The sequence below is a fragment of the Halomonas sp. N3-2A genome (assembly GCF_002216165.1).
In the GTDB taxonomy this organism is placed as follows: Bacteria; Pseudomonadota; Gammaproteobacteria; order Pseudomonadales; family Halomonadaceae; genus Vreelandella.
Genome location: NZ_CP022286.1, coordinates 150,295 through 163,846 on the forward strand (window position 1 = coordinate 150,295; position 13,552 = coordinate 163,846).

Consider the following 13,552-nt stretch of genomic DNA (forward strand, 5'->3'; position numbering starts at 1 on the left):
TCTCCTGGAGAAAGTGCCTGCCATGAGTTTAACACCCTAGGCGTGAAGCGCTACGGGGTGCTTTGGCTATTGAAGTGGACAGTTGTAATAGCAAGTTGCCAAGACAAAAAAGGCCCCCGCAAGCGGAGGCCATCAGCAAATGTCAGTCCTTTTTATTAAGCTTCAGCGAGGCCTAAATTCAGACCTACTAAGATAGGGTCATGGTCTGAGCTACGGAACGCATCATCGGCGTATAGGTTGTCATCCTGACGGTCGCTGGTGAAGTCGGTGTTGTAGTCCAAAGCAGATGCCTCATCCGCATTAATGTGCCAGGTCGTGGTGCCCGTGACCTGTGTTGCGAGCGTTTCACTGGCTAACGCATGATCCAAAGAACCCCAGAAACCATCAAAGACGTAGCTGTAATCATCATCAAGCAGGTCATAGCCAGCATTTTTCAGGGTTGTGATGGGGTCTTCCATGGCATAAGCATTCAAGTCGCCGAGAATCAGCACATCGCTGTCATTGCTACCGGTGGGCTGGGTGGATAGCCATTCAAGCAATTCCTCCGCGGCCTCGACTCGTGTGGGGTTGTTGTTGGCCTGTCCGTCGCCGATAGCCTCTTCCCCATTGACGACACTGCCTTTGGATTTGAAGTGATTAACCACCACCGAAAAGGTTTCACCTTTATTATCTTCGAAGGTTTGCATCACCGGTGCGCGGTTTGCAGCGGCGAAAGCCCCATCGGTTTTAGTGACTGCAGCGCCCGTAGGTGTCACCGCCTGACTGTTGTAGATGACCCCAACGGCAATGGCGTCATCCCCAGGGCTAGTGGTGTTGCCATTCTCATCTTCGGGGACGCTGTAAGCCCAAGTGACACCCTGAATGTTTTTATCCTGCACATCTGCATTCAGTGCATCAACCAACGTTGCGATGGCGCTATCGTCACCATAGCCGTTATTCTCGATTTCCATCAGCCCCACCACATCAGCACCGCTGGTATTAATCGCCTCAACGATTTTGGCTTCCTGGCGGGCAAACTCTTCGGCATTATTGGCACCACGAGGATTATGCAGGGTGCCATTTAAGGTCTCTGTTTTATTGCCGTTTTCATTCAGAGTCGTGAAGTAGTTCAATACATTGAAAGAGGCCGCCGTAATATCGGCCTCACCCAGGGCGTCCGTATCAGGTGTCGCCGGACGCTCAGCGCCGGTAAAGTCCAGACCTTCGACGTTTTGAACTTTCCACTCTTCGAAGTTGTAATCAAGCACGCCTTCGAGTGTCTGAAGCTCGTCGCCACCACGCAGCGGGTTAGTGCCAGAAAGCTCCTCACCGTTACGACCATAAATAATTGGATCAGCGTTTTGTGTCGAGTTCGCGTCATCGATTTTGATGGTGCGTGCCTCGGCATCTTCAAGCCACGCGCTATAGCCTTCTACATCAGGCTCGTTGACTTCAGTGAACTGCTCTAAGCGGCCTCCTGATGAAAGCGTGACTTCGCCATAACGGCCCAGCTCGTAAAGCTCGGTAACCACCAACGGCTCACCGTCCAGCGCTTCTATGGCGACTCGCATACCTTCAAAGGCTTCCAGGCCTTGTTTGTCGGTAAACGGCATGATGATTCGCTGGCTTTCAGGCAGGGATACATTGTTCGCCAGTACCTCAAGGCTGCCGCGTTCGGCGGTTAACTGCGTTTTTTCGAAATACTCTGAGACCTCGCCGCTAATACGAATTTGGTCGCCAGCAGAGATTTGTTCCAGCCACTCATCACTGCCGCTGCCTGCATATACAAAGATACCTTCTGAGGTCTCGGCATTATTGTCGTTATCGCTATCTTCCTCTTGCAGGAAGAAGCCATCCAAACCAGGCGCTACCATGGTGACGATGGCTTCAAGGGTAACGTTTTCACCCTCTAAAGTGCTGCTGCTCGAGTCACCCTGTATTGCAGAAATCAGCGTAATATCCACTTTTGGCTCATTGGCCAATCCTGGTGATGCAATAGCGGGTACATCACTACCATCACCGCCCAGTGCATCAGAGCTAATCGCCCCCTCAGTATCAGTGGTGGTGAATTTTCCTAAATCCACATCCCAGGAAGCGGCGTCAAACCCGTCGGTATCTGGGTAGGCCTCCGTTGCCACCTGGTTGCCATCAACACGTGGGTCACCTTGCCATAGCGTTACGGCATCGCCGCCACCGCCCAGGCCAGAAGCGTTTTCGGCATAACCGATTTTCAGGGTGTCGATATTATCCAGGTTGCTCCACGCTGAACGGAATTCCGCGACTGATTCGGCATCGCCGTCGACCATGACAATCGCGGATTCACCAGGAGCCAGCGAGCTTAGCCCCTTGATTTCAATAGCATCTACAGGATCGGCGCTGTCATCATCGTAGTAAAGCGGCATATTGCTGAAATCAAGCGCTTCAGAAGAACGGTTAGTGACTTCAAACCAATCAGCGGTGACGTCAGAGCCGCTTTGGCCCGACCATATCTCAGTGATGGCTAAGCCAATATCGCGCTCGCCCGGCACATAAGGAGCTTCCATCGTGCCCACATGAAAGTCAGTGGTGGCATTGGTGGGTAGTTCAGCGTACTCAAATGACCAATTCTCTGGGTTGCCAACGGCGCTTAATAGCTCCTCCGCCGTGCCGAAGCCATTGCCGGTAAAGGCGGCATTGCGTGCGCTGCCAACGGCAACCGCGGTGACACCCTCTTCAAGGCCAGGCGGCAGGGCAGAGTTATTAGAGGAGTCTGCAGTGTCCTGCCACGCATCGCTGTTTGTTTGAGCCGCGTAGATAAACGTTGGGTCGCTCGCCTCGCCGACGAAAGCAAGTACTTGGTCACCGCCGACCGAAAGATTAAACCCGTTATTACCCACGTCGCTGCTATTAGCAGGAGTGAATTGCGAAGAGTCCGCAGTATAAGTAACAACCGTGCCTGCCGGTACACCGCCTTCAGGCGCCGTCCACTTAACGGCGCCTTCGCTGGCGCGGAAGCCATCGCCTGCCCAGCCTGAGTCAGTAAAGGTAATTTCCGCACCTCCGCTGATACCTTTCAATGCGACGAACTGGAAGGATTTTTCGCTACCACTGAGCGCAGTAATCGCAATGTCACCGGGTTGAGGTGCAAAATCAGGCAGGTTGAATTCAATGCCTGTGCTCACAAAGCGCTGCTGTTCGGCGGGTAGATCCTTAGACTCTTGACCATCCTCTAACCAATCCACCGTGCCGCTATCAAATAGCACGCTCGCAGTAACGCCCGACTCGGTGATAGAAACATCGAAAAGTGATTCCGGCTTCGCCGTTAGTGCGTCCGGTAGGGTATTGAGATCCGGGCCGTCTATTTCACGAACGGCATAATCGCCATCCCATAGGTAAAGACCAAAGCCGACGTCGTCGTCATCGTTAACCGGGCCCGCCAGTACCAGATAACCTTCATCGCCAGCAGGTTCAATAGAACGCACCGCGCGGCCATCCAGGTCTAAACGCAGGGGATCGCCAAAGGAAGCTTCGTTAGCCTCACCAGAGACGAGGTCAATCACATTTTCAACGGGCACTAATTGTGCGAAGCCATCATCCAACGGCGAGCGGAGGCCAAGATAGAGGGAGTCACCGATAAACACAGCGCCTTCAATATTGACCCCTAACGAGAGGCTTAGCGCACTTTCACCAAGCCCATGGCCATTTTGGGCATCCCAGTCGTTAAGCTGGCTGGCTAAATCGGTAAACTGGCCCGTCACCTCAATGCTCAAATTCTCAGCATTATCACCGGTCACTTGAGTGGCGAAGATCATCGAGCGCTGGCTGCTCTCGTGGGAGCCTAGCCAGTAGTGGGTGCCTTGATAAGTTGCCACCGCTTCCAAGTCCACCTCCTGGGTGTCATTCAAGCCCAGGGCAGTATTCAGGTTAATTTCCGCCAGAGGGGCACCATCAGTGTCGCGCTCATAGAGGCGTAACACTTGATCTTCGTCATCCGCCACCAGCATTAGACCCTCACCCACGGCAATCGCTGCTGAAGCGTCAGAAGTGCCCGTGTGGTAGCGCTCTCCCAGGTTGAAGTTTGGGTTGCTTGGCTCAGGCTGACCGGGCTCTTCAGGTTCTGTTGGTTCTTCAGGTTCTGCTGGTTCTTCAGGTTCTGCTGGTTCTTCAGGTTCTGCTGGTTCTTCAGGTTCTGCTGGTTCTTCAGGTTCTGCTGGTTCTTCAGGTTCTGCTGGTTCTTCAGGTTCTGCTGGCTCTTCAGGTTCTGTTGGTACTTCAGGTTCTGCTGGCTCTTCAGGCTCTGTTGGTACTTCGGGGTCTTCTGGCTCGCTCTCGAGCTGCGCAATATAACGACTCAGTAGCGACTCAACATCATCCACGCTGGAGCCATCGCCGAGTAAAGGAGCTAATACACGTGCTGATTGCTGTTCAATGCTTTCGCTGCTGTTCATAAATGCTGTGACAAGCTCCTCACGAGGCAGCCCATCCGCCAGCAGCGCTGACCAGTACACTAAGCCTTCTGGGTCAGGCTCACGGTTCAAAACACTGTTGTAGAGTTGAGTTAGCCAAGTGGTATCGTTCAAGTTGGAAATGGTGTCTTCGAACTCATTAGATGCTTGAAAGCTATTGGAAATCTCTTCTAATGCTAAGCCGTTGCGGTACTCATTGACCCAGTACTTGAGGCCTGAAGGGTCGGCCGTACGTAATAGGTGAACACTATAGAGCGTAATAATAGGCTGGATTTGCAGCTGAAATTCATTGCTGGCCACCATTGAGTCAATAGTGGTTGCAACATCGGCAGTCCCGCTATCCAGGGCGGCAGTCCAATAATTAGCGCCAGCCTCATCCGGCTCACGCAACAAAATATCGTGATATAACGTAGAAACAAGCTCAAAATTGGTCATTTAACCAGCCCTTAAAGAATGAATAGAAGGGCTGAATTTATTACTGAGTCATAGCAATTAAATTACTTAAATGTTTTATTTTTATGATACTTAGGGGCTAAGCGGCTTATAGCAACGTGAAAAAACTTTTTCTTTAAAGCGTCATGTATTTGCAATGGCTAGCTGCGTAATCTCATGGTTGCCTATTTTCTCCATCGATTAAAAAAGGGAAACGCCATGAGTAACTTCCAACTTCAACTCCTGCACGCAGCCGATATGGAGGGGGGAGGGGGAGACCTGCTTAATGCACCCAATTTCATCTCTATCGTGGATCACTTAGAAGACCAATACGCTAACTCGTTGTTTGTTAGCTCGGGAGATTTAGTGTTGCCTGGGCCATACTTGAACGCTGCCGCTGATTCAAGCCTGCAGGCAGCCTTCCAAGCAGCAGTTGAAGAGATTTATGGGTTGGAAGCTGGCTCCATGAGCGGTATTACGGCCGCTTCTGGGCGCGTTGAGACTCTATTGATGGATCTGGTCGACGCGGCGGCCGTGACATTGGGTAACCATGAGTTTGATTTGGGTACCGGGCTGATCGAAGCAATGATTGCGTCGGTCGTGAACGGCGGTTCTACAGCAGACGTTGAGTGGCTAGGTTCGCAGTTTCCTTATCTGTCCGCCAACCTGGATTTCTCAGGCGATTCCGCTCTAAGCGGCTTAGCGACCGAAGAAATATTAAGCCAAGACGCCTTCCAAGCCACCTTGGAAGAGCTGTTGGCAGGCGCTAATAAGCCTAAGCTAGCTCCGGCGGTCATTGCTGAGCGTGGCGGAGAGAAAGTCGGCATTATTGGCGTGACTACCCAAATTCTGGAGAGCATCTCTTCACCTGGCGATGTCAATGTGCTGACCGGTGGCAGCAATGACATGCAAGCCCTGGCCGAGCTTATTCAGCCCGTCATTGATAACCTTGAGGCGCAGGGCATCAATAAAATCATCCTCAGCTCGCACCTTCAGCAAATTCAGTTTGAAGAAGAGTTGGCGACACTGCTGGACGGCGTAGATATCGTCATTGCCGGTGGTTCCAATAGCTTGCTGGCAGACCAGGAAGACCAGGATCGTGGCTTGTTCCCAGGGGCGGGTGAGCCCTATGACACTTACCCCATCGTGACTCAGGACGCTTCAGGTAACGATGTAGTCGTCGTTAATACTGACGGGGGCTGGCGCTACGTTGCAGAGCTGGTTGTCGAGTTTGACGAACAGGGTCGTGTGATTGCTGACGCCATCGATGAAGACTCTTCTGGTATCTACGCCTCTACCGATGAACAGGTAGAAGCGCTATGGGGAGACCTGGTAAGCGCCTTCGCCGAAGGCACTAAAGGTAATATTGCTAATGATTTAGTCGGCTCGGTGGGTGAGTTTGTTGCTGAGCAAGACGGCAATATCCTTGGTTTGACCGATGTATACTTAGTTGGTGAACGGGCAGCGGTGCGCACCGAAGAAACCAACCTGGGTAACCTAACCGCGGATGCCAACCTCTGGTATGCCAAGCAGCTTGACGAAGATGTCGTAGTATCGTTCAAAAACGGCGGTGGTATCCGTGAACCGATTGGTAATGTCGTCGTAGAAGGAAGCGACAGTGAGCCAAGCTACCAAGCCCCAAGTGCCAATTCCGCCATTGGTAAACCAGAGGGCGGCGTATCTCAGCTGGATGCAGCGTCATCACTTCGGTTCAACAACGACCTAGCCATAATCACTATCACACGCAGCAAACTGCTGGAGGTTCTGGAGCATGCGGTTGCTGCATCGGCACCGGGGGTCACCGCAGGTCAGTTTGCCCAGGTGGGCGGTATTCAGTACAGCTATGATCTTAGCCAGCCCGCTGGCGAGCGCATCCAAAATGCGGTCATTGTTAATGACGATGGCAGTACCAACGATGTACTCGCCGCCAATGGCCGCCTGGTAGGTAGTGCTGAAGAGGCTGTCAAAGTCGTCACGCTAGGCTTTTTGGCTGATGGCGGCGACGGCTATCCGCTAGGTGAAGACAGCTACCAAAACCGGATAGATCTTATGAGTGCCTTCGAGGATGACGGCCTCTTTGACTTCGCCGAAAAAGGCACAGAGCAGGATGCCTTCGCTGAATACATGGCCAGCATGTTTAGCGAAACACCGTTTAGTGAACAAGAAACCCCTGCTAGCGAAGATCTACGAATCCAAAACCTTGGTGAGCGCAGCGATGCTGTCTTTGATGCACCTGTCGATCCGCTACTACGCCTTTACGATGCCGCTTTTGACCGCACAGCGGATGGCAAAGGGTTAGGCTACTGGCTTGAAGTGAGTGAATCGGTCAACCTGAATGATATTGCTGATAGCTTTGTGGGATCAGAGGAGTTTGCAAGGCAATACGGTAGTATAGAAAACGATGCCTATATTGAACTGATGTATGAAAATGTACTCGAAAGGGCTTCAGATGCGGCAGGTCAAGCATATTGGCTTGATAAGCTAGATAATGGAGCTGAGCGCGGTGCTGTTATGGTTGGTTTCACAGAGTCAGCAGAGAGCGTGATGCTGTTTGGCTAATGAAGCAACCTAACTCTGTTGGGTAAGCACGTTGTTTATCTCACTCAACACTCAGTGCTTTCAACGCCCCTACCCTAGGCAGGGGCGTTTCTGTTATGCTGCCGCGATAATCCTCGCGTGACTCCTTTGATTCAACGGTGACCCTTCCATGGCAAAGCAACAGGAAGCAACGGATCTGCAGCGTGCGTTAAGCGCCTGTAAGGGTTCGTTTGTATCGGTGGGCTTTTTTAGCATGTTCGTCAATTTGCTCATGCTAGTTCCCCCCATGTACATGCTCCAGGTGTATGACCGCGTGCTTACCACGCAAAGTCTCGATACGCTCATCATGCTGACGCTTGTCGTCATCTTTCTTTTTATGGTGATGGGGGGGCTTGAGCTAGTTCGGTCAAGAATGTTGGTTAGGATAGGGAACCGATTAGATACTACGATTAATCAGCGCCTCTATGGTGCCATGTTTCGCCGTAGTTTAGTTGCTCCAGGGGCTCAAAGTGCTCAGCCGCTAAATGACTTGACCGGTTTACGACAGTTTCTAACTGGGAATGGATTGTTTGCCTTTTTTGACGCCCCTTGGGTGCCCGTTTATCTTGGCATTCTGTTTATTTTTCATCCCTGGCTAGGGGTGTTTGCTACCTGCGCGGGCATTATTCTATTTGCGCTAGCGGTGGCTAATGAAAAATCTACTAAGACCTTACTTGCCGAAGCCAATAGCGAGCAAATTCAAGCACAGAACCTAGCCAACTCTAACCTGCGAAATGCAGAAGTACTGCATGCTATGGGCATGCTGCCCGGCATTATGGGACGCTGGTCAAAGCGCCATCATGAATTCCTTGCTAAACAGTCACAAGCGAGTGACCGTGCAGGCGCTTTGACCAATACGTCTAAAGTAATGCGTTTGCTCTTTCAGTCATTAATTCTTGGGCTAGGTGCGCTTTTAGTGCTCCAAGGGGAGATGACTCCCGGCATGATGATTGCCGGGTCTATTCTAATGGGGCGTGCGCTGGCACCTATTGATCAAATGATCGGTGGCTGGAAAGGCTTTGTAGCTGCACGTGGCTCGTATAGCCGATTAAACGAGCTACTGACGCAGATACCCGATGAGCAGCGTCATATGTCTCTGCCAGCGCCGAAAGGCATTATCGATGTGGAGAACGTAGCGGCTGCTCCTCCCGGTGCACGTATGGCTACCATCCGAGGTATTAACTTTAGCGTCGCTAAAGGCGAGCATGTTGGCATTATTGGCCCAAGTGCGGCAGGTAAATCAACGCTTGCCCGCGTGCTGTTGGGGATATGGCCAACACAGGTTGGGGACGTACGACTTGATGGTGGTGCGGTTAACCAATACAACCGTGACGAACTTGGCCCCTACATTGGCTATTTGCCACAAGATATCGAACTCTTTGATGGCACCATCAGTGAAAATATTGCCCGTTTTGGGGACATTGACCCTGAAAAAGTGGTTGTTGCGGCCCAAAAAGCGGGTGTTCATGAAATGGTGTTAGAGCTATCCAATGGCTACGACACCGTGATTGCATCTAACAGTGGCGCGCTTTCCGGGGGGCAGCGCCAGCGCCTCGGGCTTGCTCGCGCATTGTATGGCAACCCAGTCCTCGTAGTTCTAGATGAGCCTAACGCTAACTTAGACGATGCTGGTGAAAAAGCGCTGGGCCAAGCTATTGCTCAATTGAAAACAGAAGGTACGACGCTCTTTGTTATTAGCCATCGTACCAGTGTTCTAAAAGGCATGGATAAGCTGTTGGTAATGAAAGAAGGTCAAGTCAGTATGTTCGGTCCTCGTGATCAAGTATTGGCACAATTTGCCAAAAAATCGCGCCCCCAGGTTAGCCAACAAAACGCCACTCGCCTTTCTGCTATTGCAGGCGGTCGTGGAAATGGTAGTGGCAGCGAGGAAACGACATGAGCCAGCAGAAAGACAAGGTTCCAGCTAATAGGGAAATTGATGTAACGCCCCAAGGCCCGGTTACCCTAGATGGCGAGGCACAAGAGGCATTGCCAACGAGTGATAAAGGTTATCGAAAACTCGGTTATGCCATTTTGTGCATTGCACTAGGGGGGTTCGTTCTTTGGTCTGTGACGGCTTCGCTGGCCGTCGCCGTTGTTGCGCCTGGCAACGTTTCCATGGAGTCTTTCAAGCGTTCGGTACAGCATCTTGAAGGTGGTATCGTACGTGAACTGCTTGTCGAAGACGGCGCTAAGGTGGAAGCTGGGCAGCCGTTGGTGATTTTGAGCGATACCCAGGTGCGTTCACAGCTAGAAATTGCCCAATCGCAATATTTTATCAACCGTGCAATGGAAGTACGTTTGTTAGCTGAGCAGCAGGGCGCAGAAATGCTTGAGATGCCAGAAGAGCTGATGTCGGTTGATAATGCGAGAATCCAGCAGATCACTGCTGTTCAGCAAAGCCTCTTTGCTGCTCGTCGTCAATCGTTGCAAGGCACGATGGATGCGATGGATCAGCAAATTATTCAAATGCAAGAGCAAATTGATGGGCTTGAGTCACGTATTCATGTTAACAATCAGCGTATTCGTTCGTTACGCTCTGAAGCAGAAGACTTCCGTTCGCTCTACCGCGAAGGGTTGGGCGATAATCAACGCCTACGTGAACTTGAGCGACAAGTGCTGCAGTACGAAGGTGATAACGCGGAGTTTCAAGCTAATATTGCTCAGTTGCGCTCAAGAATCAGCGAAAGTCGCCTGAAAAAAGAGACTACCCTGCAAGAGTTTCAAGCCGAGGTGGGTGAGCTACTGCGAGATGCGCAGACGCAAATAGCTGAGGCAGAGGAGCGCATTACTTCGTTAACAGACCAAGTAAACCGGACCGTTATTCACTCGCCTGCTTCCGGCACCGTGGTTGGGCGCAAGATACACACTATTGGCGCAGTCGTTCGCCCTGGTGACACCATTATGGAAGTTGTGCCCTCTAACGATGGTTTTGTGGTGGAAGCGCGTATACCTAGTCGCGATATCGACAATCTTTATATAGGCCAACTTGCTGAAATTCGTTTTTCTGCCTTCAATCAGCGCTTAACAAACGTTATTGATGGCGAAATTATTCATCTTAGTGCCGATAGTTTTGAAGATGAAGCGACTGGTCAGCGCTATTACAAAGCCCGTATTAGAGTAACGGAAGATGGGCGGCAGGATATGACGGAGCAAATGCAGCTGTTATCCGGTATGCCTGCAGAAGTTATGATTCGGACAGGCGAGCGTACATTTGCCAGCTATATTGCGAAACCAATTGCCGATATGTTAGCTCGCGCTATCCGGGAGGATTAATGATACGGACGCCACATTTTGCTCTTAGTGCGCTTGCGCTTACTGTCACGCTGTTAAGTCAGTCTGCATTGGCGCAGAGCGATATACCTGCTGATCAGCAGGCTCTTACTGAATTAGATGCGCTTGCTAATAGCGAAGCAGCTTCCCTAGCGTTGCCCTCATTGCCTGATCTTTTTTCCAGGGCTCTACGCCATGATGCAGACCTTTCACGTCAGCGTCATGAGTTAGATGCTACTCGCGAAGAAGTGCCGATGGCCCGTTCGCAACTTCTGCCACAGGTCACAGCGTCCGGGGGATACTTATGGCAAGACTCTACAAATATCCAAACGTCTCCAGATGAGTTTGGCCTAGATCAGCCTGCCCAGCGTCCAGGTGAAATTGATGAAACTTATTATCAAATTCAACTGCAGCAGCCGCTTTTCAGCTTGGAGCGCTGGCGCAGGATGGATGTTGCCAGCGCCCAAGTTAGCTCTGCTGAGCTTCAATTGGCTGTGGTTGAGCAAGAGCTAGCATTACAAGTTAGTGAAGCCTATATAAAAGCTTATTTAGCGTCGCAGCGATTAGGTTTGTTAGAGTCTCAACAAGATTCCCTTGAACTACAGGTACGCCAAGCAAGTCGTGCATTTGATCTAGGTGTTGGCAATCGGGTCGACTTATTGGAGGCTCAATCTAGGTACGATCAGGCTGTCTCTGACGCAGTTGAAGCTGAAAATGAGTTAGACAATGCGCTTAGCGAATTGGAACGCCTGACGGGTGTAATGCCAAGGTTTCAAAGTTCAGCGCCTGGTGAGCTGACCACTGTTACTCTCAATGGCGACATCGGTAGCCCCGACGAATGGATTCCGCGCACTGGCCAAAACCTAAAAGTCTTATTAGCCCAGCAAGAGCAGCAAGTTGCGCAAGCTGATACAAGCGCTAGGCGTTCGGGGTATTACCCAGAGTTAAATCTAAACCTTAGCTATTCTGACCGAGTCAGCGACGATGAACTAAGGGAGAGCGAAGATTATCGCGCGGGCGTAGAGCTGAGCGTGCCGATTTATCGTGGTGGTTATACCAACGCTAGTGTTCGGCAAGGTGAAAAACGCATTGAAGCGGGTCTGGCTGCTGTCGACAATGAGCGTAATCTTGCCATCCAGGAAGTGCGTAAGCGCATAAGAGCCTTAAATGGCGGAGAGCGCCGTTTGCAAGCGCTCAACCAATCAATTGAATCAAGTCAGCTATTTCTGGACGCTGCTGAACGTGGCGAACAGCTTGGCCTTCGGGATCTAGTCGATGTGCTGGATGCTCGGGCCAGCTTATACGACCAGCGTATAAAATACGTTGACACTGTTGGTAACTACGCTTTGGATATGATCTCTCTGCATATCGCAGTGGGTAGCTTAGAAAGCGACGATCTTAATCGCATTATGTCGCTACTGGCCTCGTTGTCCACTTCATCGCAGGTAGCGCGGTAGTCAGTAACTATGGCCGTTATTAAAACAAACCAGGGTAGCGAATGGTTACGGCGCGCTATGCGTTGTTTCGATGCGGCAATCGCCACGTTAGTGGCATTGGCTGCCTTTTGGTTAATGCCGGATATCGACTCCGACGGCAATGATTATCTTTTTTTAATACTTATTGGCAGTCTATTGCTGCCAGCAGTAGGCGAGCTAATTGGACTCTACCAGCCATGGCGTGGCCGCAGCCTATACACCATGCTCGGCATTTATGCGGTTACATGGCTTGCCACGATTGGTTTGCTTAGCTTATTGCTAGTTGCCATACAGGGCACGCAAAGTTTTTCGCGTTTGTGGATGGGGGGGGCATCACTGGCCGTGCTGTTAACCGGCAGTCTGATGCGTACTTTTTTATACAGCTATTTAAAGCGTCTACGTGCCAAAGGGCACAACTTAAAGCGTGTCCTGTTAATTGGTAAACAGGCCAATGTTGTGCGGCTTGAAAAGAGAGTCGTGGATACCCCCCAAGCTGGCTATATCGTCGTTGGTCACTATATCGACGAAGATGATGCGACCTTCTTTCATGAAATGGCAGATTTTGCGAAAGCCAATGTTTTTCAGCGTGAATTTGATGAAATATGGCTGGGCTATCCGCTCGTTCAGGGAAACCGTGTTCGTCATCTTATGCGCCTACTGGCAGGTATTCCTACCAGCATTCGTTTTTTCCCTGATTTGCCCGACATTCGCCTACTTAACCATCGTATTACCCAAGTGGCAGGGCTTTACTCGCTAGAGCTAAATTATACGCCTCTCAATGGACCCATGCGCTTTGTGAAAGCGCTTGAAGATCGTGTGCTGGGGCTTGTTCTCTTTTTGGTATTTAGTCCCGTCATGTTAGCCATTGCTCTGGCAATCCGTTGGAAAATGGGCGGGCCTGTGCTGTTTAAGCAGGAGCGGCATGGGTTAGACGGCAAGCGTTTCAAAATTTATAAATTCAGGACCATGCGTCTACATGAAGACAACAAAACTCAGCAAGCTACCTATGGGGATGACCGTATAACCCCTATCGGGCATTTTTTACGACGTACCAGCCTAGATGAGCTTCCTCAGCTCTACAATGTGCTGCAGGGGCGTATGTCGCTTGTTGGGCCACGTCCCCATGCGATGGACCATAATGATCATTATAAAGATCATATTGATATCTATATGCAACGGCACCGTGTAAAGCCAGGTATGACAGGTTGGGCTCAGGTGAGCGGTCTGCGTGGTATCACAGAAGACGTTAAGCTGATGGAAAAGCGTGTGGAATATGATTTGTATTATATAGAACGCTGGTCATTGGGGTTTGATCTTAAAATACTGATTATGACGCTGACACGTGGTTTTATTAATGGTCAGCCCTAATTA

At 50.9% G+C, this 13,552-nt stretch carries 6 protein-coding genes; 5 read left to right on the forward strand and 1 reads right to left on the reverse strand.

The window, feature by feature from the left end; genetic code table 11:
- Nucleotides 1–155 precede the first annotated feature (155 nt).
- Nucleotides 156–4,859, reverse strand: coding sequence for an ExeM/NucH family extracellular endonuclease (locus CEK60_RS00740; RefSeq protein WP_089037386.1), 4,704 nt, complete (start codon nt 4,857–4,859; stop codon nt 156–158).
- A 216-nt stretch (nt 4,860–5,075) separates the two neighbouring features.
- Here CEK60_RS00740 and CEK60_RS00745 point away from each other — a divergent pair, with 216 nt between their 5' ends.
- The 5 genes from CEK60_RS00745 to CEK60_RS00765 all read left to right on the forward strand — a co-directional run bounded on the left by CEK60_RS00745 (nt 5,076) and on the right by CEK60_RS00765 (nt 13,549).
- Nucleotides 5,076–7,415: a DUF4214 domain-containing protein gene (locus CEK60_RS00745; RefSeq protein ID WP_089037387.1), complete on the forward strand. Its 2,340-nt coding sequence runs from the start codon at nt 5,076–5,078 to the stop codon at nt 7,413–7,415.
- Nucleotides 7,416–7,563: 148 nt separating this feature from the next.
- Nucleotides 7,564–9,333 carry a type I secretion system permease/ATPase gene (locus tag CEK60_RS00750; protein WP_089037388.1) on the forward strand — a complete coding sequence of 590 codons (1,770 nt, stop codon included), beginning with the start codon at nt 7,564–7,566 and terminating at the stop codon, nt 9,331–9,333.
- Entirely contained in the window at nt 9,330–10,709 is a 1,380-nt protein-coding gene (locus tag CEK60_RS00755) for an HlyD family type I secretion periplasmic adaptor subunit (RefSeq protein WP_089037389.1), read from the forward strand. Before CEK60_RS00750 ends, CEK60_RS00755 begins: the two co-directional genes overlap by 4 nt.
- Nucleotides 10,709–12,163: a TolC family outer membrane protein gene (locus CEK60_RS00760; protein ID WP_089037390.1), complete on the forward strand. Its 1,455-nt coding sequence runs from the start codon at nt 10,709–10,711 to the stop codon at nt 12,161–12,163. Before CEK60_RS00755 ends, CEK60_RS00760 begins: the two co-directional genes overlap by 1 nt.
- A 9-nt stretch (nt 12,164–12,172) precedes the next feature.
- Nucleotides 12,173–13,549 (forward strand): undecaprenyl-phosphate glucose phosphotransferase, encoded by a 1,377-nt coding sequence (locus tag CEK60_RS00765; RefSeq protein ID WP_232471444.1) that lies wholly within the window; start codon nt 12,173–12,175, stop codon nt 13,547–13,549.
- Nucleotides 13,550–13,552 lie beyond the last annotated feature (3 nt).

What these genes read in the sequence shown, in the direction of transcription:
- CEK60_RS00740 (WP_089037386.1), bottom strand. Translation starts at nt 4,859, where the DNA reads ATGACCAATTTTGAGCTTGTTTCTACGTTATATCACGATATTTTGTTG.
- CEK60_RS00745 (WP_089037387.1), top strand. Translation starts at nt 5,076, where the DNA reads ATGAGTAACTTCCAACTTCAACTCCTGCACGCAGCCGATATGGAGGGG.
- CEK60_RS00750 (WP_089037388.1), top strand. Translation starts at nt 7,564, where the DNA reads ATGGCAAAGCAACAGGAAGCAACGGATCTGCAGCGTGCGTTAAGCGCC.
- CEK60_RS00755 (WP_089037389.1), top strand. Translation starts at nt 9,330, where the DNA reads ATGAGCCAGCAGAAAGACAAGGTTCCAGCTAATAGGGAAATTGATGTA.
- CEK60_RS00760 (WP_089037390.1), top strand. Translation starts at nt 10,709, where the DNA reads ATGATACGGACGCCACATTTTGCTCTTAGTGCGCTTGCGCTTACTGTC.
- CEK60_RS00765 (WP_232471444.1), top strand. Translation starts at nt 12,173, where the DNA reads ATGGCCGTTATTAAAACAAACCAGGGTAGCGAATGGTTACGGCGCGCT.